This is a genomic window from Prosthecobacter fusiformis (genome assembly GCF_004364345.1).
GTDB classification, from domain to species: Bacteria; Verrucomicrobiota; Verrucomicrobiia; order Verrucomicrobiales; family Verrucomicrobiaceae; genus Prosthecobacter; species Prosthecobacter fusiformis.
In genome coordinates this window covers 500,709-522,563 of sequence record NZ_SOCA01000002.1, presented here as the reverse complement: position 1 = coordinate 522,563, position 21,855 = coordinate 500,709, and the positions used below count along the sequence as shown (strand labels likewise).

Below are 21,855 nucleotides of genomic sequence, written 5' to 3'. Positions count from 1 at the left end.
AGCAGGATTCCAAGGCCCTCGCACGTTATGTGCTGTGCTCACTTGCTATGCGTTGCCGAACCCTCCTCCAGATCGTCATCTGCTTGATGCTTTCGCTTTCCGGAAAGGCGCAAGAGCTGGACCTGGACCGCTTGTATGAGGACAGCAATCTGGCCCCCGTCGGACGGCTTTTGGCCAAAGGCGAGTACGAGCTGTGCGGACGCATCTGCGAGGCAGCGATCCAGCGCGGGATGAAAGCACCCGAGTGGCGGCTCATGCGCGTTCGTGCCTTGATGCTACAGGGCCAGGAAGAAACTGCCCGCGATGAGGTGGAGCTGGCGGTGAAGACCTACCCCGGCAATCTGGAACTGCTCATGCTTCAGCATGAAAACGCCCGCCGCTTGGGTCGTCAGGACATCGCGGATCAGGCATTGTCTGCGGTCAATGAAGCGGCGAAAAGCAAACCTGCTAATGACCGCACTGCCCAGGAATGGGTTTCCCTGGGACAGGCGGCACTGGCTTTAGGCGCCGATGCCAAAAAAGTCATCGCCCAGTACTTCCTCCCCGCTCAAAAGAAAGATCCCAAACTGGAAGCCGCCTATTTGGCTGAGGGTTACCTGGCTCTGCAAAAAGACGATGCCGCTCGGGCTGCGGATGTTTTCCGTGCAGGCCTGAAAGCCCATGGTGAAACCGCCGCTTTACGCACGGGCCTCGCCCGCGCCTTTGCCAATGGTGACCGTGAGAAGCAATTAGAAAACATCGTACGGGCATTAGAATTAAATCCCGCGCAGGCTGAGGCACACCTGATGAAGGCCGAAGTGATGATTGGCTCAGAAAAATTTCTGGAAGCCGAAGCCGCCATCCAAAAGGTAATCGAGGTCCAGGAGAATAGCCCGGAGGCCTGGGCACTCCGAGCGGCCGTCGCACAGCTTAGCGCGGCAAGTCCTGAAAAGATCTCCGCAGCGCGGAAAAAAGGCCTGGAACGCTGGCCACAAAACCCTGAAGTGGACCATATCCTGGGCAGAGTCATTTCACGTTCTTACCGCTTTGCTGAAGGGGCGGCTCATCAACGGCAAGCTCTCAAATTTGCCCCCGGCTATCTGCCCGCGAAGGTTCAGCTCTGTCATGATCTTTTACGCCTGGGTGATGAAGAGGAAGCCTGGAAACTGGCCGCAGAGATCCGCGACCAGGACGGATACAACATTCAGGCGCACAACATCGGTCTGCTAGAAAAGGAGATGAATGGCTATGTGACCAAGAGCTATGACGACTTCATTTTGAAGATGCCGAAGCGCGACTGGCCCATCTATGGTGAAAGCGCGCTGGCCCTGCTGCGTGAAGCCAAAGCCGTGCTTTGTCCCAAATATGGCCTGGAGTTGAAGCGCCCCGTCATGGTGGAGTTCTTCGGTGCCCAGCAGGATTTCGCCATCCGCACCTTTGGCAGCCTAGGGGGCCAGGGCCTTTTAGGGGTATGCTTTGGCACCGTCATCACGATGAACAGTCCGGGCAGTCTCGCCCATGGACGTAACAACTGGGAGTCCACCCTCTGGCATGAGTTCTGCCATGTCGTCACACTCACCATCACCCAGAATAAGATGCCCCGCTGGCTCAGTGAAGGCATCAGTGTCCATGAAGAAAGCCTGCGCAATCCGGCCTGGGGCATGAAAATGGATGCGACTTTTCGCGAAATGATCTTGGAAGATGAGGCGACCACTCCGGTGAGCCAGCTCAGCAGTGCCTTCCTCAACGCTGAAGATGAAGATCATCTGCTCTTCGCCTATTACCAGTCCAGTCAGGTCGTCGCTTACCTGCTGGATCGTTTCGGCCCCGAAGCGATTCAAAATATTCTCAAAGACCTCGCTGCTGGCAAACGCATCAATGACGCCATTGCTGACAACACGGAATCCATGGACCATCTGGAAAAGGACTTTAATAAGAAGCTCAAAGACATGGCCCGGAAACAGTATGGCGCATTGGCTGATTGGAAAAAACCGGAGCCAGACGAAGTGAAGGTCCTCGACCTGGAATCTCTGACCAGTTTCAAAAAGCAAAACCCGAAAAACCTTTGGGCCATCCGCCGCTATGCGGAGGCCATGGTGCAGCAAGAGAAGTGGGAAGAAGTGCTGAAAACTGCGGACCAGCTCATTCAAGTGCTGCCGGAGGATACCAGTGCAGGAGGCGGTTATCAGCTTAAAGCCGACGCATTACAGAAGCTCAAACGTGAGGAGGAGGAACTGCAAAACCTTCGCTACATGGCCGAACACGAAACCGGAGCCATGCCCATTTTCCTGCGTCTCATAGAGGCAGATCTGGCCCAGCAGGACTGGGCATCCCTACAGGCGAACGCACGGCGAGCTATTGCTTTGAACCCTTTTCTGCGCAGTCCACAATATGCCCTGGCGGTATCTGCTGAAGCCACGAACCAGCCGGAAGAAGCCATTAGAGCCTATCGCTGTGTCCTTCAGTTGGATCCCGCCACCGCCTCTCAGACTCATTATCGCCTGGCCCACCTCCTTCAGAAAACGGATGCCGCGCAGGCAAAAAGGCACCTCCTCGACTCACTAGCGCTGGCCCCTCGCTTCCGCGAAGGGCACGAAATGTTGCGAAATTGGGACTGAGCGGCCCCTACCCCGTGAGGATTGCTGCGTTCCGTCATTGCATTACGGACCTTCCATCCGTTCATTCCTGCATCACGCTGGAAGCGAGGCGCCTGTTTCTCCTTCCTGCGTTCATTGTTCGCCGCTACTTACCTCATCATGGATGCTCAGGACCTGCCACACATCGTGATCCGCGCCTGCCTTCAGGTGCATGAGACGCTGGGCACAGGCCTCACACGAGACGCTTACGAGGAGTGCCTCGCCATTGAACTGCGGGAGATGGAAATCCCATATATGCGTGCCCAGCCGCTGAACTTTAACTACCGTGGCCATCAGATCACTGCGGCAGCCACCATGGATTTTGTTATCGAAAAGGCTTTGGTGGTCAGAGTGTTGGCTTGTGATTCCGTTACGGATCATGACCGCCGCAGTATGGAAACTTGGTTAAAGCTCAGTGGATTAAAGACAGGTCTCATTGTCAACTTCCAGGTCCCTGTCCTCAGGAAAGGCATCCACCGCATCTCATTGAAGCGCCGGGACGCAGGTGAGTAATTTCCAGATGCGTACTGCTTCGGGTGCTTGGATCAAAGATGCCCGTGCCAATAGGTAAGCGGGTCATTTATGCATTTGAAATAAAGAAGTCATCCTAGCGCCCCTTCATGCGTATTTAGAAAAAAGAATTGCACCTAACCCAAGATAAGCTTTCCTAAGGCTGTCATTTTGAATTAAAAAACACAGATATTTCTTACTGAAAAAGTGAAGCCCTGGCCCCAACAAACACATATTCTTCAAGATCCTCATGATCGCCTGGAGAACATGTCTGCGGGTAGAAGCAGGGATGAGGGAGACCAGACGGATGATCAGACCTTGGTACACCGTCTCGAACGGCGCTCCCCTTATGATGTAAGGTCTTATCGCAATACCACACCGGAGACGGAACCACTGAGTAATGCGTGGATTGACGGCATTGAAAAGCGGGTGGCGTATATTTACGACATCAAAAAGCAGCGGCTGACAGCCAACGGAATTGCGCTCGCAGGACTGTATGGATATACGCCTGAGGAGATTTCATCCATGCCTGAAGGATGGGATACGGTCGTCCATCCAGATGATCTTGAGCGGGTAAGGGCCGGACGAGAATCCCTTCTGAGTGGGCAAACGGACAGTGTTTCTGTCCAAATGCGGGTGGCCTGCAAGGATGGGCGCTGGGAGTGGATCCAGCATGATTGGCGGGCATTGGAAAGAGATGCCAGTGGAGCTATGATCCGCTCTATCGGCCTGGTGCAAGTCATCACTTCCCTGGCGCTTTCCACACAGGCGCTGCGCAATGAGGCCTCTTTAAATGCTCTGTGCCGCACCCTAGTGGAGGAGTGGGTGGATGGCATTTTTCTTGTGGATGAGGACTGGCACATTCTCTTCGCCAACCAGGGAGCCCTGGATGCTCTAGGCTATACCCAGGCCGAATTGCATGGACGCTCCATTCTTCATGTGATCAGCACGGAGACTGGCCGAAAAAAGGAATTTTCTCTGCCCAAGCCCTGCCAGAAAGTCACATTACGGGGTTCCCATATCCTAAAGGATGGAGGACGGCAAAAAGTGGAGATCGTCCTCCGGCGTCTGCCGGGTGAAAGGGTGCTCATCACCACCCGTGACATCCGGGAGCAACTGGCCGCAGAAGAATACACCCGCAGGCAGGCCGCCTACTACCGGGGGCTGTTTGAAAACAACCCATCCGGCGTCGCTGTCTTCGATACCCACCTTCAAATTACCAAGGTGAATTCCGCGCTCAGGCGGATGTTGGGCTATACGGACAAGCAGCTTGTCCAAATGCGCATCCCGGACCTGCTGGACTCGGTGAACCGTCCTGCCGATGACTTTTGGAAACAAATTGTCGAGCCCCAGGGCAAACCGCAAAAGGACATCGAGATCACACTGAAGAGGCGGGAGGGTAAGAATCTCTACGTTCATGCCGCCGTCACCTTCCTTCCAGACACGGTGCACGAGAGTGGCCAGGGCATCATCATTTTCACAGACATCAGCGCCCGCAGGCAGGCGGAGCAAGAACTGAAAAGACAGTCTCAACTCAATGACACACTGGTCCGGGAATCTGCCGCCATGATCGGCATGGTTGACCTCGAAGGCCGCATCCTGAAGGTCAATCCGGCGGTGGAAAAAATTTCAGGTTATTCCGCCAAAGAGCTTGTGGGCAAAACTGTTTGGGAAAGCGGGCTCGTGGATCCAGAAGAAATCCCGCGCGCCAAAGAACGGCTGAAGAAACTGCATGAAGGTGCCCCCCGCGTCACCGCCATTTCCCGTGGCCGCACCAAGTCGGGGGATCTGCGCATCATCCAGGTCCACAACACCACCACACGTAATGCGGATCAGCAGATCGAAGGTTTTATCATCACCGCCATCGATATAACCGAGCAGCAGCGGCTCCAGCACCACCTGATGGAAGCGATCGAGCAGGAGCAGGCCCGTATCGGCCATGATCTGCATGATGGGGTGGGCCAGTTGCTGACGGGCATCGGCTCCCTGGTGGAGATGCTGCAAATGCGCCTCAAAGAAACGACGGAGCAGACGGAGGCCCGACGCATCCATGAACTGGTGCAGCAGGCTATCCAGCAGGTGCGGCAGCTTTCCCGCAATATGTCCCCGGCAGCTATCCAGCACCGGGATCTGGCGGCATCACTCCACTTGCTGGCGGATACGGTGGTGACTCAATTTCGCCGGGAATGCGAGTTCGTATCCGGCTTGTCCGTCAAGATCGACGACCCAACACAAAGCACCCATCTCTTTCGCATCGCCCAAGAGGCGATCAATAATGCCATTCGTCATGGCAACCCGCAGAAAATTCTTATCAACCTTCAGCAAGAGGATACCGGCCATGCAGTGCTGGAAGTTTTCAATGACGGTCGTGCCTTTGATTGCCAACCCGGCTTCGAAGGCATCGGCCTTAGAGTCATGAACTACCGGGCCACCCTCATTCATGCTGATTTTTCAGTGAACTGCCCGCCTAAAGGCGGTGTCAAAGTAACTTGCAAATTTCCCCTGCTTAACGGCGAGGGATCACCCCAAGCGACGCCCAAAAACAAACAAAAGTACAAACCGTGAAACATAAAATCTACATCCTGGATGATCACCCTATTGTGATCGAAGGTCTGAAGAAAGTTCTCGAGAATCAGGAAGATCTCCAGATTGTCGGCAGCTCCGAAGACGCAAACAATGCCCTCGCGCAAATCCCAAAGCTGAAGCCAGATGTCATCATTCTGGACATCACTCTTAAGGACCGCAGCGGTGTGGATCTGGTGAAAAAGCTCAAGCAGAGCCATCCAGAAATCCACGTCCTGGTTTACTCCATGCATGACGAAAACGTCTATGCCGAACGCTGCCTGCGTGCCGGTGCCATGGGTTACATCATGAAGGGTGAAAGCGCAGTCCGTGTGCTCCAGGCCGTGCGCCAGGTGCTCGGTGGCGGTTTCTTCTTCAGCGCCAATCTTCTTGGCAGCATCGTTTCCGGCGGCGGTCCCCGCTCCGGTTCCCGTGGTGAGCCTGGGCGTATGCTCAGTGATCGCCAGCTCGAAGTCTTTGAAATGGTCGGCCGTGGCTTTGACTCCCACGAAATCGCCGAAAAACTGCAGTTGAGCGCCAAAACCGTGGACGCTCACAAAGCCAATATCCGTCAGAAACTGGGCCTCGCCTCCGCTCGCGAACTGCTTATGGAAGCTGTGCGCTGGGTCGAAAAATAGGATCTCCAGACCTTACGATCCATACATCAACCGCCCGGAGTTTTTGGGGTGCTCCAGGCGGTTTTTTTGTACCCGGATCTCGCCAGTCATATTCGCTGCAAACCGCAGCCATGAAGATACTCTTCTGAATTAAAAGCTGAGCATGCGGCTTATTCGCGCAGCCATTCCAGGAAACTACGACGCCTGTGCTTATGAGGAGAGCCGGCATTGGCCAAACTGCGCGGCGAAGAGGGGGCAGGCTGCAACAGCCCGGCTATCGGGACCGTGGGAGGAGGCGCAGCATGGGCTTCCAGGGGGGCTTGCGTGTCTGCCAGCAATCCAGGTGGTGGGTCAGGGGTAACCGGGATGCTGATGGTATCTGGCAGCACCGCATTCCCTTCCGACGCATCTGGTGGATATACCTCCTCGTTCTCCTCCACTTCGACATAAACTGGGGCGGACTGAAGCAGCATCGATTCCGGCACAGGCTCTGTCAGCGGCGGGATCAAGGCAGGAGTAAACAAGGATGAAGGCGGGATCAGTTCAGCCCGCAGTTTCTCCATCACCTCGGGTGTAGGCAGCGGGTCCATGAAGGGGTGGGACGGCACACACAGTTCATCCAAGAAACCCGGAGCTGGCGTCATCGAGGCCTCCTGAGGAGAGACCTCATCAGCAACCACTGGCGGACGTTTCCGGGAAGTGACCATCCAGGCCAGCCCCGCGATGATTAACGCTCTACCCACGCGCAGACGTGTGCCCAAAACGGCCCCTGCGGCCATCACCACGGCTATCTTTTGAAGGGGCAGCGGGGAGCCAGAAAGGGTGGAATTTTCCTGTGCAGGCGGGCGCGACATGGCAGCTTTAGGCTACGCGATGAACCCTTGAGAGCAACCTTGCATTAAGCATGCTCAAAGGGGGCTTAATGGCACCCTGATCTTGAAGGTCGTCTCCACTCCTGGCGTGCTGGTCAGCTCAATAATCCCACCATGGGCTTCAATGGTACGACGCACGATGCTCAGCCCGAGGCCAGTCCCCTTGATCTCAGGTGAATGATGTTTATGCCCACGGAAGAATCGCTTGAAGACGAAGGGCAGATCATGGGCCGGAATACCAATGCCATTATCACGAATACTCAGCACACAATGATCCGCAAACCACTCCCCTTTGACCTGGATCACCAAGCCGGGATTTGGGTTTTCCTTCAGTGCATTCTCCAGCAGATTGGTAAACACTTGGTCCCAATAAAAACGGTCACCCGTCATGTGCCCGCCATCTGGAGGGAAGTCCAGCTCCAGGCGGGTATCCCGCCCTTCCAGCATCGGGCCCAGGTGGTCCAAAGCATCCTGCACGCAAGCACGCGCCGTGAATGGCTCCAGATTCAGCGCCGAGGTGCCATTCTCCAGCCGGGAGATGGTCAGCATGTCCTCAATGATGCGAATGATGCGCTTGCCATGCTTTTCCATCACATCCAGGCAGCGGCGCATTCCTGCATCATCTTTGATGACCCCGCTCTGCAACGTTTCAATGTATCCATTGATGAGTGTCAACGGTGTGCGCAATTCATGGGAAGCATTGGCCACAAAGTCCTTCCTCACCTGCTCCGCCAGAGTCTGCTCTGTGATGTCATAAACCATCAGCCAGGCTCCGGCCTCCGCCTTGGCAGGTAGTGGCGCTGCCTCAATGAGATAGTGGCGGGTATTCACCGCGCCGGATCCCAAGGTGGTGCTCATTTCGATCTCCTTTACCGTCCGCCGCTGGTTTTGCAGTGCCGCAAGTACCGTGTCACTCACTTGATGATCGGCGAATTCTTCCAGCAACGTACGACCGCGATGCACTGACGTACGATGGAAAAGATGCCCCATCGTCCGGTTGCAAAATTTGATCCGCTGCTGTGCATCCACAATCACCACGCCCTGGCGGATCTCATTGAGCAGGGATTCAAACAAGCGCCGTAAATACTCCTCTTTGTTGAGGGACTTTTCCGCCTCCAGCAGCCCCTGAAAACGTGCGCTAAGTTTATCCGCTTCAAAGAGCTTCAGACCTGCGGCCTTCGTCAGTTGCTGCACACTGTGCCGCCAATGCTGCTCACGCCGCCAAGCCCAGGCTGAAAGCAGCAGGAGCGCCAAGGTAAGCAGGGTACACGTCATGGATGAATTGAAGAAAAATCGGTCAGGGTCAGTTATTCAGTCGTTAGGCCAGGGGTCAGAGGGATCAAGGGAAAGATGGGCCAGCGGCCACTGCCCTCCCCTCCTTACCCCGCCGCCGGAGCCTGTTAATCAACGGCATTTGCAGCGATGGCAGAAGCATCCGGGATGAACTGATACCCCGTTCCCCGCACCGTAATGATGTGACGGCCAGCTTCACCCAGCTTTTCCCGCAGGCGTTTGATGTGGGTATCCAAAGTGCGAGTCGCCACGTCATCAGAATAGCCCCAGACCTCTCGCAGCAGCTCAGAGCGCGTATGCACCGCCGCCACATTTTCCAGCAGTACAGCCAGGAGCTTGAACTCCGTGGTCGTCAGATCGATCGGGTGCCCGTTGTGGAAAAACTTCATGTTCTTCCGGTCCAGCAGAAAGGCACCCATCTTCACTTCGGACACATGGGTCACTTTTTTCGTACGGCGCAGAATGGCAGAGATGCGCAGGGAAAGCTCCCGTGGGGAAAAGGGTTTGGTCAGATAGTCATCCGCGCCCAGTTCCAGGCCGTTGATTTTATCCGTTACCTGCGCCCGTGCTGTTAGCATGATCACGGGCACGCTGCGGGTGCGGCTATCCGCCCGAAGTCTTTTAAAAGCCGTCACGCCATCCTGCCCAGGCAGCATGATATCCAGCACCACGAGGTCCGGTTCATGCTCAATGATGGCATTCATCACTTGAAGCCCGTTGGTGATGCACACGCATTCGTGCCCCTCACGCATCAGGTGCAGGGTAATCAGTTCCGAAATATCGGGCTCGTCATCAACCACCAAGATTTTGCTCATAGTATGATAGCCGTTTACACAAGAGACAGGCACGTCACCAAGCAGATATTCGTGACGAGTCTGTCACAAGACAGTTAATTAATATAGACATACTGCCTTTCACCCGTGACGTATTCGTCACAATGCACCACTTTGTCAGGCGGCAAATCTGCTATCTTTAAAATCATTCCGCCGATTGTGACATGAGGTTTCTGCTCATCACTGATACATTCCCACCCGACATCAACGGGGTGGCACGAACACTTGCGACCTTGGCCAGCGGCCTGGAAAGCCGGGGTCATCAGGTGGAAATCGTCACCACCCTGGAGGCTGCACCGGAAGCGGAAGAATCCTTGAAACGCCACATCGTCATGGCTATGCCGCTTCCAGGCTACCCAGGATTGCGCATGGGCTTCACCACCACCTGGCAGATGCAGGCTTTGTATGAGGAATTTCGTCCCGATGCACTTTATGTGGCTACGGAAACGCCCCTGGGCATCGCCAGCATCCGCGCAGCCAAAAAGATGGGCATTCCCACTGTCTCCGGATTCCATACCAATTTTCAAACCTATCTCGAAGACTACTCTCTGCCTGGTTTGGAAGCCGTGGCCCAGGGCCTCCTGCGCAGTATTCACAACCAGACCGCCCGCACCCTGACCCCCAGTATAGATACTGCGGCCATGCTGGAAAAATGGGGCATCCACAATGTCGGCGTTCTGGGTCGTGGCGTGGATACAGACCTTTTTACCCCTGCCCGGCGTGACCCGGCCCTGCGCCAGACCTGGGGAGCCGATGAAAGCACCCCGGTGGCCATCTATGTGGGACGTGTGGCTGCGGAAAAGAACCTGGACCTGCTCACCCGAGCCTTCAGCGCCTTTCGCGAAGTCCACCCCCAGGCTCCTTGCGTCGTCGTCGGCGATGGCCCCAAACTCAAAAACCTGCAGACGGACCACCCTGAATTTTATTATTCAGGAGCACGCACAGGCAATGAACTGGCCGCTCACTATGCCAGTGCGGATGTCTTTTTATTCCCCAGCATCACTGAAACCTTCGGCAATGTGGTCCTGGAGGCCATGTCCAGCGGACTCTTAACTGTCGCTTTCGACTACGCGGCACCACGCCTGCTCATCCACCCGGGGGAAAATGGCCTCCTGGCCGCCTTCAATGATGAGCCCGACTTTCTTGAAAAGACCCGCAGCGCCGCCACCGCCTGGAATGACCAGATCCAGCGCACCGCCGCCCGCGAGGCCGCCCACCATCTGGGCTGGCAGCGTGTGATCGAGCAATTTGAGTCCGAATTGCTCCAGGTCATTGGCACTACCCCTCAACACCCGGCTTGACCCGCCTCACTTTATCCGCGTTCTCTCTCCCCATGCCTGAAGATCCCGAAGAGCAGTCCGATATTCCGGCCAATCCGGAGAAAACCAAGACGAAACTGCGTGCCCGCACCGTCTTCATTTCGGACGTACACCTGGGCATGCCTGACTGCAAAGCCGCCCAGGCCTCCCACTTCATCCGCAATATCCAATGTGACAAACTCGTCATGAACGGGGACATCATTGATGCATGGCACCTCAAGCGTCTCGGCGGCTGGAATAAAGCTCATACCCATTTCATCCGCACGGTGCTGAAGAAGATGGAAAAGGAGAATACCCAGATTATTTATCTGCGAGGTAACCATGATGACATTCTGGACCGTTTCATTCCCATCCGGCTGGACAATTTCCTCATCACGGACGAGCACATTCACCACACCCAGAGGGGGGACTACCTGGTCGTCCATGGCGATGGCTTTGACCACGTCACCACCAACCACCCCTGGATCGCGAAACTGGGCGGCATCGGTTATAACCTTCTCCTGCGGGTCAACCGCGCCTACAACTGGTATCGCCGAGTGCGTGGCAAAGACAGCTTTTCCCTCAGCCGCTGGGTCAAACTGAAGGTCAAATCCGCCGTCAGCTTTGTTGGCAAATACGAAGAGCAGCTCCAGGAACTGGCCAAGGCCAAAGGCTGCAAAGGCATCATCTGCGGTCACATCCACAGCCCCGCCAACAAAGTTGTGGGAGATACCCACTACCTGAATTCGGGGGACTGGGTGGAATCGCTCACCGCCATTTTGGAATATGACAACGGCGAATTTGAAGTCATCACCTATGACCAGTTCTGCGAACGCACCAATCGGGAACCCAAGGGCGATGCAGTCGTCGCATTGGTGGATCAGGACGTTAAATTAGGTGTCGAAAATGTCACACTGCCCATGTAGTTTCAGCCCAAGCCTACGCCACTGATGCAAGAGCATATTTTGTCCACATTCGATCACGCCCTCAACCGCCTGCGTGAGCAGGTACTCACCATGGCCAGCATGGCCCGGCGAAATCTCGCCAGCGCCATGCGTGGACTCCTGGAACGCAACAGTGACCTCTGCAATGCTGCCATCGCAGCGGATCAGGATGTCAATGAGCTGGAAAAAGACATTGATCAGTTAGGGATGCAAATCCTTCTGAAATTCCAGCCGACAGCTCACGATCTCCGTCAGGTCATGGGCACGATCCGCGTGGCAAACAATCTTGAGCGCATTTCAGACCAAGCCGGCAGCATCGCTAAACGCGCACGTTCCATCAATCTCCTGCCCGAGATTCCAGAACTGACGTTGATCCAGCCTGTCTATCACCTTTGCGCCCGCAATCTGGAAACCAGTATCCAGGCCTTCACCGATGCTGATGCGGATGCCGCCGCTGCCAGCCGCCTGCTGGACAAAGAGCTGGACGCTGCTGAAAAATCCGTGGACCAGGCTTTGCTTCGCGTCATGGAGGCCCGTCAGGCTCCGCTGGAAGGATACCTACACCTCATTTTCATCGCCCGTTTCCTCGAACGCGTGGGAGATCACGCCAAAAACATCTGTGAAGACACCATCTTCATCGAGCGTGCGGAAGACATCCGCTTCGACAAAAACAAGCGTCAGGGCCAGGCAACGCCGACCTAACAAACGTTTCCCGCCGTCACGAGATTTAGCGTGACTGTCACCTAACAGCAGGCAGGGGAAAGCATCTCCGCCTGCCTCACGGGCCAGACTACTTGCGCACGATATTCATCGCACCATTGATCTCGCCACCGGGTTCAATCGATACGGAGCGCGCTGTCACATCTCCATTAACGGAACCATTCGGTCCGATGACCAAGGACCCGCTGGAAAAGATGGTCGCTGTGACTCGTGCCTGCACTTCGACTTCTTCCGCGTGGATTCCATTGAGGAAGACCACATCGGAACCTTTTTCGATGATGAAACGCCGGCAGTGAACTTCACCGATCATGTTGCCCGTGGCACGGAAAATGGCGTCGCCGCTCGCTTTGACGTTGGCTTCCAAGATCCCCTGGCAGCGGAGATCCTTGCACATGATGCTTTCGGCTGACACTTGGCCACGTTTGCGGATGAGCACGTCCCCACGGGTCTTGATCGAATCGCCGGAAGGCATGTTTACCTCCACATCGTCCAGAGCGATGAGGGCACCGCAGGAAGGACAATGGGTGGACCGCGTCGAGCGGCTGACTTTAAAGGAGTGATCGCACTCAAAGCAGTCAGCATCTTTAAAATACTGGTTCCGGTACATCCCCTCACTCTTCATTTTCTGAAGCGTGCTGGCGCTCATGGGCGCAGGTGCGGGAGTGGGTGGCGGGGAATTGGACTGGGGACGTTTGACGACACTCGCGCCTTCATCATCCGCATCCCGGGGCGGCAACGGTCCCGTGCGGCGGGCAGTGGGTACAGGAGCCACCACTGAAGCTGCAGGAGGTGTCTCCGCTACTGGCTCCCGCTCCGTTTTAGCTTCTTCGACTTTTTCAGAAATGGCTGCTGGCAATTCAGCAGGTTTATCTTCTACAGGAGGTTTTTCACTGGCAGGCACAGGCTCCGGAACAGGATTCGCCTGTTGCTTCAAAAACACCCCGAATCCTCCTTCGGCCGCTTCCTCGTCAGAGACAGGCTGGATCATCTCGGCAGCCAGTGGATCCGCTTTCAGATCAGGAATCTCAATCTCAGGCTCTTTAGCCGTCGTTGGAGTGGTCGCCGGGGCAGGCTTATGAGCCAGATTGGAATCAGCCCAGGGATCAGGCATGCCCACGCCAGAGCGGGTCACACTGGAGGCGGTGACCTTCTTGCGTTGGATGCTCAGATGCACGCCACATTTTTTACAAAATGTGGATACAACAAGACGCGGCTCGTATTGAGCCGCGCCGCAAGCCGGACAGACCACCTCGATTTGATTCTTCGGTGGGACTGGCCGGTCACTTTTAGAGCCGAATAGACCCCGAAACACTCAGCGGTGGTTCTAGTTTAGGGTTGTGCTGGTGCAGGGCGATTGCCACCCAGCGGAGCTGGCTTGGCTGGCTCAGGCTTGCGGCCCACTTTGGAAGCACCCATGAAGGTTGCGCCTTCTTCGATGGAGAGCGTACCTGCTTCGATGTCACCCACCAGGATGGCATTGCTTTTCAGCTCGCAGCGCTCAAGCACCGTGATGTTGCCTTCGACCTTGCCAAAGATGATCACGGAACGTGTCTTGATCTCCCCTTTGATCAGGGCGTTTTCACCCACGGTCAGGCTGCCATCGGACTGGACTTCGCCTTCGATTTTCCCATCAATGATGAGGTCGTGGGAGAATTTGATTGAACCTTTAATTTCGACGTCGTTCGCGAGAACGTTTTTGCTGGAAGTCATGTTGTAAGAGTTTGATGCGCGTTGGGGTTGTGCAGCGGGAACGGGTGCGGAGAAGCTGGGTCCACGATCGGCTGTTGAAGCCGGTGCGGGGGCCTCAGCGCGGCCTGTTTCCTTTTGCCCTTCTGTGGGTTGTCCGATGATTTGCCTGAGCATGGCTTAGTACTATAGTGGTCCTGCGACTTGAGTGTCAACGTTGTGCTGTATTTTTTTCAGTGACAGGTCCGCCCCGTGAAGAAACCGGCTCTGTTCTCCCTAAAGATGCAAAAGGCATGCCAGTACTAACGTTTCTTTCAAAGAACCTATCATGCATCCCGTCGAGCACCAGATTTTGCAAACTCGTCGCGAGTTTCTCACCACCTCCGCCAATGGCATCGGTGCGCTAGCGCTGGGTGCCATGCTCACCCAGGAAGGCCTCATCACCCCTGCCACCGCCGCCCTGCCTCCCGGGATGGATCCCCTGGCCCAGCGTGCGCCGCATTTCCCGGCTCGGGCGAAAAATTGCATCTTCATCTTCATGGAGGGTGCCCCCTCCCAGATGGATCTGTTCGATCCCAAGCCGAAGCTCAATGAACTGCACGGCCAGCCATTGCCGGAGAGCATGACCAAAAACGTCCGCTTCGCTTTCATCAAGAAAGAAACGGCACGTCTCATGGGCAGCCCGCGCAAGTTCGCCAAGCACGGTCAAAGCGGCATGGACTTCAGCGACTTGCTGCCGCACATGGCCAAAACGGCCGATGACTGGCTGATGATCCGCAGCTTGCACACGGACCAGTTTAACCATCATCCGGGCCAGCTCGTCCTGCACAGTGGTCGCGCCCAGTTCGGCCTGCCGACAGTCGGTTCCTGGCTCAATTACGGACTCGGCAGCACCTCCAGCAACCTGCCTGGTTACGTGGTTCTCAGCGCCGGGCGCGGCACCAGCGGCGGGGCCTCCCTGTGGCAGAGTGGCTTCCTGCCCAGTTCGTATGCAGGTGTACTTTTCCGCAACCAGGGAGAACCGGTGTTGAATTTGAAAAATCCGCCGGGCCTGCCGATGAAACTTCAGCGCCAGGGTCTGGATACCCTCATGCAGCTCAATCAGAGCCGCTACGACCAGTTTCGCGACCCTGAAATCGCCAGCCGCATCGCTGCCTATGAGCTGGCTTTCCGCATGCAATCCGCCGCGCCCGAACTCATTGACCTGAAGGACGAAGACCCAAAAACGCTGGAAATGTATGGCGTGGACCGCAAAGATCCGCCCATTAAAGCCCAGCGCGGAGGCGCCCCAGGACAGTACAAATCCTTTGCCACTAACTGCCTGCTGGCCCGCCGCATGGTGGAGCGCGGTGTACGATTTGTCAGCATCATGCACGCGAGCTGGGACCACCACTCCAACCTGGATAACGAACTTTCATACAACGCCGGCATGGCGGACCAGCCCATCGCCGCTTTGCTCAAGGACCTCAAACAACGCGGTCTGCTGGAGGATACCCTCATCGTCTGGGGCAGTGAATTCGGGCGCACTCCGCTGGGGGAAAACCGGGGCGGCAGGGACAACGTTTCCGGTCGCGACCACCATCCCTTCGCGTTCACCATGCTCATGGCTGGCGGCGGCATCAAAGGTGGCCAGATCTATGGCGAGACGGACGAGATCGGCTGGAGCATCGTCCGGGATCCCGTGGACATGCATGACTTTCACGCCACGCTGCTCAATCAGTTCGGCTTTGATCACCTGCGCCTCACTCACCGTTTCCAGGGCCGTGACTTCCGGCTCACGGACGTGGCCGGAAGGGTGATCAAGGAATGGATTGCCTAACCAAAGATTCAATACAACAGGTCAGTCATCCTTGACCAGCGGTGCCTCAACAACCACCGGGAAGGGCGGGCAGAAATTCAGCAGTTCGATTTCAAAGGCATGCTTCCGTTCAGGCTGCACTTCGACGACGCTGATACTTCCATACTGGATATTAAAATGCGCCATGTGCTTCAGCGGCTGGCTGAGCATCAGCGCCAGGATGACCCGGATGATGCCGCCGTGGCAGAAGACGGCCACGCGCTTATGCGGATTGTCCTGCAGGATCTTCAGCAGGGCAGGCTCTACGCGGTCTGCCAGCTCCGTGGCCGTTTCACCATTGGGAATGCCAACGCTGCCGATGATCTCCAGCCAGTCAAAAGAGCTCACGCCAAAGTGCTCCTGCACTCCTTCCCAGCGGTAGCCTGTCCAGTCGCCGAAATCCACCTCACGCAGACTCGGGATGATGATGGGCTTTAGTCCCCGCGCCTCCGCCAGCGGGGCCAGCGTCTGCTGCACACGCAGCATCGGGCTAGCATAGATGGCATCCAGCGGCGTCTCCGCCAGCCAAGCTGCCACCGCCTGTGCATGCTGCCTGCCCAGGGGAGACAGGCCCATGTCGATACGGCTGCCGCCAAAGACATTGTGATAACGCTCCTCCACCTCACCATGACGGATGAGGTTAAGCTGGGTGGGATGATGAAGCTTGGTTTTCAAGACCCGGTTTCATCGCCCACAGCAGCCATCCGTTCAAGTCGCCATGATTTGGAAAAGCCACCTCTCCATCACGGGATCACCGGCGTTTCTTCAAAAACAAATGGGCATACTTCACCGCCCAGTCCTCCGGTAGCCGCAGGGGTTTACCCTCAGGCATCTGCACCAGTGCCAGTGACTGGCGGCAGGTGATGAGCACGGTTTCCTCCCCTGCCCGGCGGATCTCGAACGCCACCCAAAAACGCACCCGCTCCACGCTGTCCAGCCGTCCGCTGATGACCAGTTCATCTCCCAGCGTCGCCGGTTTGCGATAGTCGATCTCCGTTCTTACCACCACCGGATAAACTTGCGTTTGCGCCATATCCCGCAGTTTCATGCCCAGCTTTGCAGCCAGCCGTGTCCGTGCTGTCTCGATCATCCGCAGGTAGGCGATGTTGTGCACCACTCCACCGATGTCTGTGTCAAAAAACATGACTTCCTCGCGCGTCTCGATCGTGGTTGTTTCATCATTCATGGGGGCGTATGGGTTGCCTCTCCCGTTATAAGAATCAGCAGTGCATTGCAACTTTCCTGAGCAATCGCTTTTCTCTCCCTGTCTGTACGAGTAACCAATGGGACTACCATTATGCGCCGCGCCATCTATCCCGGAAGTTTTGATCCCATCACCAATGGCCACCTCGACGTGCTCCAGCGCGCGGCCGGACTCTTTGATGAGCTCATCGTCGCCGTCGCCCAGGACAATGCCAAACAAAGCCTCTTCACCCTGGAGGAGCGTGTGGAACTGCTCATCGGTGCCACGGAACACATCCCCAACCTCCGCGTCATGCCCTTTCAGGGTCTTCTGGTGGATTTCGCCAAGCAGCAGTCCGCCGTGGCACTCGTCCGCGGTCTGCGGGCCGTCAGCGATTTTGAATTCGAATTTCAGCTCGCTCTGATGAACCGGAAACTCGAGCCCAATCTCGAAACCATGTTCCTCATGCCGCGCGAGGAACTCACTTACATTAGCAGCCGCCTCGTCAAAGAGATCTCCCGCCTGGGTGGAAACGTAAATCAATTTGTCCCGCCTCACGTTGTCGTTGCCTTGAAAAAGAAGCAGGCAGCCTAGATTTCGGAAGCTCCTCCCACACTTTTTACCGCACCTTATCCCATGAAACCTTTTCAATTCGATACCCGCAACCTCCCTGTGGAGGGAAAACAGATCACGGGCACCCTTCCCGCCTCTTTCTTTAATCTGCCTGAAGCGGACACCGTCAAAGCCGAATCACCTCTGATTTATGATCTGAATTTCATCAAGGATGACAAGGACATCATCGTCACCGGCAGCCTGGATGCCACCTTCAGTATGGAATGCGGCCGCTGCCTGGAGCGGTTCCAGATCCAGGTGGACCTGCCAGAATACGAGGCCGAAGTACCAATTGAAAAGGAAACAACGATGGACTTGACAGACCTTATTAGAGAAGACATTCTGCTAACCCTTCCGAACTTCCCGCGCTGTGAAGATGGCAACGTTGAACTGCGCGACTGTCCTGCTCAAGGAAAATTCGAACCAAGCGACGAGCCTCTGGTCACCGAAGAACCTGGTGCTGACGGCGGAGTTTGGAATGCCCTCGATCAATTGAAATAGCGACCCCTTCCGAACATGGCCAATCCAAAACGCAGACAATCCAAGAGCCGCCAACGCCTCCGTCAGGGAGCTAACCGCTGGCGCGCACCCGTCCTCAAGACCTGTCCTGAGTGCGGCACATCCGTTCCCGGCCATGTGGCCTGCCCTTCCTGTGGCTACTACAAAGGCCGCCAGGTGCTGAACATCACTGCTGGCGAGTAATCGCCTCGAGCCTGCGCTCACCTTTCCAACCCCGCCTGGGAAACCGGGCGGGGTTGAGTTTTTGCCTATCGTAGCGCATCCAACTCGACATTAAAATATACCCCCCTGAATGTCTGACCTTAAAGAAATTCAGTGGCTTGAAGGCATCGCTCAAAGACCTGGGATGTACCTTGCTCAAGATAGCCATGTATTGCACCGCATCCAGGCATTCGCAGAAGGGCTGAAATGGGCGGCTTTCTTTGAGCAAAATCAATTTCACACCCTGCCTCGAATCTTGGCAGATCTGTCACGGTATATCGGACGAGAGGAGCTTACCCCGGACGGAAACGGCGTAGGCTGGTTTGATGTGCTGTTATCTCGAAATAAGGGAGATGAGAACAAGGCCTTCCAGGAACTGATCGCCCTTATCATCAAAGCTGTTGAGGCTCATGAGAAGACAGCAGTCACTGACTTGGAGCCTTCAGATGTAGATCATGGAAAGCCCTGAAAATCAAGCGTCCCGTGGCTGTACTCGCCACCTTATTCCACGCTGCCGCTTTGACGGTGTCTAGTCACACAACGATGCACCACGGCCAGCAGTTCATTCGTCTCCACGGGCTTGGATAAAAAAGTGTCAAAGCCCGCTGTCATCGCACGTCTCCGATCCTCAGAACGAGCAAAAGCTGTGAGCGCAATGGCTGTGATTTGACCTCCCTCATTCGGCTTCATTCCACGGATTGTCGTGATGAGTTCATAGCCATTCATCACCGGCATACCGATGTCGCTGATCATCAGATCGAAGGCAGGATTCTTGGCCAGTTTTTCCAAAGCTTCCTCCCCAGAACTGGCCATGGTCACCTCTGCGCCCTTGTTTTCCAGCAGGCGGCGGACCATCTCCAGGCTATCGCGCTCATCGTCCACCGCCAAAATGTGAATCCCGGTCAAATCTGGATTTTCAAATTCGGACAACTCCGTCGGCACCACCGTGGCCGGATGAATGCCAGTGGCTGAGTGTGAACCACCATGGGTAATAGGCAGGGGCAAGGCGATGCGGAAACTTGTGCCACGGTTTCGACCGCCGCTCTTGGCATTGATCGTGCCGCCATGCAGTTCCACAAGATTTTTCACGATCGCCAAGCCTAAACCCAGGCCACCGTGCCGTCTCGTCATGGAGGAATCCGCCTGCCTGAAGCGGTCAAATACATGCGGCAGGAAATCCGGCTCAATGCCAACACCGTTATCACTGACCGTGATTTCGACATGTGAATTCACCCGCTCCAATGCCACCTCGATCTTGCCGCCACGCTCGGTGAATTTCACCGCATTGGTCAGCAGATTCCAAAGCACCTGCTGAAGCCGCGCCGGATCTCCCCGCACGGGTCCGGCCATGGGATCCAGGATGCTGACGATGTTCAGATTCTTGGTTTCCACCTGCGGCCTGACCGCATCTATGGAGGCATTGATGATCGCACTTAGATCCACCGTCTGCACATCCAGCCGCACCTTGCCCGCGATAATCCGGCTCATATCCAGCAGATCCTCCACCAGCTTTGCCTGGGCCAGCGTGTTGCGCTCGATCACCTCTAGCCCCTCCGTCAGTTCACCCTCATCCATGTGGCTGGCCCGCAACATTCCGGCCCACCCCAAGATCGCATTCAGCGGTGTCCTCAGTTCATGGGATAGCACCGCTAAAAATTCATCCTTCATCCGGTTCGCATCCTCGGCCTCCTGCCGGGCCTGGCTCTCGCGCACCAGTAGCTCCTCACGGATTTTGTCCCCCGTTTTTCGCTCTGTGATATCAGCGATAATGCCGCTGACATGGATAGGCCCGCCCTGCCCGTCGTCCTCCGCACGCCCCTTGGCCGAGACCCATACCTCGGTGCCTCCAGATCGTTGAAAGCGGAAGTCACAGTCAAAAATGGCCCTTTGCGCCACCGCCTTGCGCAATCCTTCGTTTACTCCTTCCCTGTCTTCCCCATGGATGTGCTCCAGCACTTGATTCCATGGGATTGCAGTCTCCGCAGGCATGCCAAAAATGGCTGCCGCACGCCTGGAAAAATAACACGCATCCGATTCCGCATCCCAGTTCCAGTTACCCAGACCCGAATGGTCCATCGCCAGCGCCAACCGGGCCGATGCCGCCTGCAGCGCCACCTCGGCGCGCTTATGCTCCACGATTTCCGCGCTGAGCTGCCGGTTCAACTTCGCCGCCCCCGGGATCGTCATCGCCATTGGCAGAGCACGGATCATTGCCACGACCGTGAACCATGAAACGCCGGCCGTGATCACCTTCATTAATCCCGAAAAGCGATACCAGGGATGCCAGAACAGCGTCGCCTCCACCAAATGCGTCAGCCCACAGGAAAGAATAAATCCCGCAAAAAGCCAGTATAGCCGGGGGAAGGCCACATCCTGCTTTTTCAGCATCACATAGGACGTGATGGAAATAGGAATGGCCGCATAAGCGCCAAAAATCGCCAGATCAGAAACGACATGTACCCAGCCATGGAAATCACTCCAGCTCCCACAATGCCAGCGGGGCGGAAAGCCTGTGGTGTCGAAGAGTTTGGAGAGTTCCAGCATCCGCCATCGTCGTCGGTAGCGTCCGTTCGTCAAATACCCTGTGAGGACGGATCTTATTTATCCCCCGCTCGTTAGATCTCCGGGAGACATGACCCTGCCTGCCAGGTTTGCAATTCCATCTCCTGCTGCCGTTTTTGAGCCTCCTTTTTGGCACTGCTGCAACTCATCAACATTAGCACCGATCCCACCCCAACAGTCAGGGACAGGCCCAGCTTCAGCAAAGCTCTGGCGCGATTATTAAAGACGGAGTGGATAAAATCATTCATGGCAAATCATCCTGCGGATTTTCGAGAAGGAAAGGATCATCCGTCTTCAGCTTTTCTCATGACGTTATGACGTTCCCCAGAGGTCTCATGCAGCCGGATACCCACCACCGCCCGAACCCCATAAAGCATTTGATCCCCCATTCTCCCCATGACCCTCGAAGAACAGCGCCAGTATATCCTCGAAGGGCACATGTATAACGATCTCACGGTTGAACTCATCCAGGCCAGGGAAAACGCCATCCTGGCCTCGAAGGAATACAATGCCAGTTTCGGTCAGCCTGCGGCCGTCCGTGAGGCCCTCCTCCGCACCCTCCTTTGTCAAATAGGCACCGGGGTCCACTTCGAGCCTGACTTCCGCTGCGAATTCGGCTTTAACATCCGCATCGGTAACAAATTTTATGCCAATTTCGACTGTGTCATCCTGGATGGAGGCCTTGTCGAAATCGGAGATAACGTTTTGTTAGGCCCACGTGTTGGCATCTACACCTCCAACCACGCCTTTGACGCCAACGAGCGCGCCAGCGGAGGGTGCGTGGCAAAACCTGTTAAAATTGGCAACGACGTGTGGGTCGGCGGCGGCTGCCAGATCAATCCAGGCGTGACTATCGGCGATGGAGCCATCATCGGCTCCGGCAGCGTCGTCACTCATGACATCCCGCCCCGGGTCATCGCAGCAGGTGTCCCCTGTGAAGTCCTGCGCGAAGTCACCGAAGCAGACCGCGTTGGATTCCAGCCCTGATTAC

The 21,855-nt window shown here is 56.0% G+C and carries 22 protein-coding genes; 13 read left to right on the top strand and 9 right to left on the bottom strand.

Going from position 1 to position 21,855, the window contains the following annotated elements; genetic code table 11:
* The first annotated feature begins 47 nt into the window (after positions 1-47).
* From EI77_RS08060 to EI77_RS08045, 4 genes are all read left to right on the top strand, one after another.
* A complete protein-coding gene (locus EI77_RS08060; protein WP_133794490.1) occupies positions 48-2,597 on the top strand; it encodes a tetratricopeptide repeat protein in 2,550 nt (849 codons plus the stop codon).
* Between the two features lie 138 nt (positions 2,598-2,735).
* Positions 2,736-3,128 carry a GxxExxY protein gene (locus tag EI77_RS08055; protein WP_166647118.1) on the top strand — a complete coding sequence of 131 codons (393 nt, stop codon included), beginning with the start codon at positions 2,736-2,738 and terminating at the stop codon, positions 3,126-3,128.
* Between the two features lie 264 nt (positions 3,129-3,392).
* Complete coding sequence (locus tag EI77_RS08050; protein WP_133794486.1) at positions 3,393-5,690, top strand: PAS domain-containing sensor histidine kinase; 2,298 nt, start codon at positions 3,393-3,395, stop codon at positions 5,688-5,690.
* Positions 5,687-6,325: a response regulator transcription factor gene (locus tag EI77_RS08045; RefSeq protein ID WP_133794484.1), complete on the top strand. Its 639-nt coding sequence runs from the start codon at positions 5,687-5,689 to the stop codon at positions 6,323-6,325. The genes EI77_RS08050 and EI77_RS08045 overlap by 4 nt, the downstream gene beginning before the upstream one ends.
* A 149-nt stretch (positions 6,326-6,474) precedes the next feature.
* Here EI77_RS08045 and EI77_RS08040 read toward each other — a convergent pair whose 3' ends face one another.
* The 3 genes from EI77_RS08040 to EI77_RS08030 all read right to left on the bottom strand — a co-directional run bounded on the left by EI77_RS08040 (position 6,475) and on the right by EI77_RS08030 (position 9,284).
* Positions 6,475-7,158, bottom strand: a complete 684-nt coding sequence (locus EI77_RS08040) for a hypothetical protein (RefSeq protein ID WP_133794482.1) — start codon at positions 7,156-7,158, stop codon at positions 6,475-6,477.
* A gap of 54 nt (positions 7,159-7,212) precedes the next feature.
* The gene (locus EI77_RS08035; RefSeq protein WP_133794480.1) at positions 7,213-8,451 is read right to left on the bottom strand and encodes an ATP-binding protein; all 1,239 of its coding nucleotides are present in this window, start codon (positions 8,449-8,451) and stop codon (positions 7,213-7,215) included.
* 125 nt (positions 8,452-8,576) lie between these two features.
* Positions 8,577-9,284, bottom strand: a complete 708-nt coding sequence (locus EI77_RS08030; RefSeq protein ID WP_133794478.1) for a response regulator — start codon at positions 9,282-9,284, stop codon at positions 8,577-8,579.
* A 182-nt stretch (positions 9,285-9,466) separates the two neighbouring features.
* Between EI77_RS08030 and EI77_RS08025 the strand changes: the two genes are divergently transcribed.
* Genes EI77_RS08025 through phoU form a run of 3 tightly spaced genes read left to right on the top strand, consistent with a single transcriptional unit; the run spans position 9,467 to position 12,246 of the window.
* Positions 9,467-10,603, top strand: coding sequence for a glycosyltransferase family 4 protein (locus EI77_RS08025; protein ID WP_133794472.1), 1,137 nt, complete (start codon positions 9,467-9,469; stop codon positions 10,601-10,603).
* A gap of 32 nt (positions 10,604-10,635) precedes the next feature.
* The gene (locus EI77_RS08020; protein WP_133794470.1) at positions 10,636-11,526 is read left to right on the top strand and encodes a UDP-2,3-diacylglucosamine diphosphatase; all 891 of its coding nucleotides are present in this window, start codon (positions 10,636-10,638) and stop codon (positions 11,524-11,526) included.
* 39 nt (positions 11,527-11,565) lie between these two features.
* Positions 11,566-12,246 (top strand): phosphate signaling complex protein PhoU, encoded by a 681-nt coding sequence (phoU, locus tag EI77_RS08015; protein ID WP_166647117.1) that lies wholly within the window; start codon positions 11,566-11,568, stop codon positions 12,244-12,246.
* Between the two features lie 88 nt (positions 12,247-12,334).
* Here the strand turns inward: phoU and EI77_RS08010 are convergent, their stop codons facing one another.
* Together EI77_RS08010 and EI77_RS08005 are read right to left on the bottom strand one after the other, a co-directional pair.
* On the bottom strand, positions 12,335-13,438 hold the full coding sequence (locus tag EI77_RS08010) for a polymer-forming cytoskeletal protein (RefSeq protein WP_133794466.1): 1,104 nt from the start codon (positions 13,436-13,438) through the stop codon (positions 12,335-12,337).
* A gap of 155 nt (positions 13,439-13,593) precedes the next feature.
* Positions 13,594-13,974 (bottom strand): bactofilin family protein, encoded by a 381-nt coding sequence (locus EI77_RS08005; protein WP_133794464.1) that lies wholly within the window; start codon positions 13,972-13,974, stop codon positions 13,594-13,596.
* A 304-nt stretch (positions 13,975-14,278) separates the two neighbouring features.
* Between EI77_RS08005 and EI77_RS08000 the strand changes: the two genes are divergently transcribed.
* Complete coding sequence (locus tag EI77_RS08000) at positions 14,279-15,769, top strand: DUF1501 domain-containing protein (RefSeq protein ID WP_133794462.1); 1,491 nt, start codon at positions 14,279-14,281, stop codon at positions 15,767-15,769.
* Positions 15,770-15,790: 21 nt separating this feature from the next.
* Here the strand turns inward: EI77_RS08000 and EI77_RS07995 are convergent, their stop codons facing one another.
* Together EI77_RS07995 and EI77_RS07990 are read right to left on the bottom strand one after the other, a co-directional pair.
* Entirely contained in the window at positions 15,791-16,462 is a 672-nt protein-coding gene (locus tag EI77_RS07995) for a histidine phosphatase family protein (RefSeq protein WP_133794460.1), read from the bottom strand.
* Positions 16,463-16,538: 76 nt separating this feature from the next.
* Positions 16,539-16,973, bottom strand: coding sequence for an acyl-CoA thioesterase (locus EI77_RS07990; protein ID WP_208300300.1), 435 nt, complete (start codon positions 16,971-16,973; stop codon positions 16,539-16,541).
* A gap of 108 nt (positions 16,974-17,081) precedes the next feature.
* On the opposite strand from EI77_RS07990, the gene coaD reads away from it, so the two are divergent.
* From coaD to EI77_RS07970, 4 genes are all read left to right on the top strand, one after another.
* On the top strand, positions 17,082-17,564 hold the full coding sequence (gene coaD / locus EI77_RS07985; protein WP_133794458.1) for a pantetheine-phosphate adenylyltransferase: 483 nt from the start codon (positions 17,082-17,084) through the stop codon (positions 17,562-17,564).
* A 42-nt stretch (positions 17,565-17,606) separates the two neighbouring features.
* Positions 17,607-18,083: a YceD family protein gene (locus EI77_RS07980; protein WP_133794456.1), complete on the top strand. Its 477-nt coding sequence runs from the start codon at positions 17,607-17,609 to the stop codon at positions 18,081-18,083.
* Positions 18,084-18,098: 15 nt separating this feature from the next.
* On the top strand, positions 18,099-18,284 hold the full coding sequence (gene rpmF / locus EI77_RS07975) for a 50S ribosomal protein L32 (RefSeq protein WP_078815962.1): 186 nt from the start codon (positions 18,099-18,101) through the stop codon (positions 18,282-18,284).
* A gap of 109 nt (positions 18,285-18,393) precedes the next feature.
* On the top strand, positions 18,394-18,771 hold the full coding sequence (locus tag EI77_RS07970) for a hypothetical protein (protein WP_133794455.1): 378 nt from the start codon (positions 18,394-18,396) through the stop codon (positions 18,769-18,771).
* A 32-nt stretch (positions 18,772-18,803) separates the two neighbouring features.
* Here EI77_RS07970 and EI77_RS07965 read toward each other — a convergent pair whose 3' ends face one another.
* Both EI77_RS07965 and EI77_RS07960 read right to left on the bottom strand, forming a co-directional pair.
* Positions 18,804-20,846 carry a hybrid sensor histidine kinase/response regulator gene (locus EI77_RS07965; protein ID WP_133794452.1) on the bottom strand — a complete coding sequence of 681 codons (2,043 nt, stop codon included), beginning with the start codon at positions 20,844-20,846 and terminating at the stop codon, positions 18,804-18,806.
* A 71-nt stretch (positions 20,847-20,917) separates the two neighbouring features.
* Positions 20,918-21,112, bottom strand: coding sequence for a hypothetical protein (locus EI77_RS07960; protein ID WP_133794450.1), 195 nt, complete (start codon positions 21,110-21,112; stop codon positions 20,918-20,920).
* A 148-nt stretch (positions 21,113-21,260) separates the two neighbouring features.
* On the opposite strand from EI77_RS07960, the gene EI77_RS07955 reads away from it, so the two are divergent.
* Entirely contained in the window at positions 21,261-21,851 is a 591-nt protein-coding gene (locus tag EI77_RS07955) for a sugar O-acetyltransferase (protein ID WP_133794448.1), read from the top strand.
* The last annotated feature ends 4 nt before the right edge of the window (positions 21,852-21,855 follow it).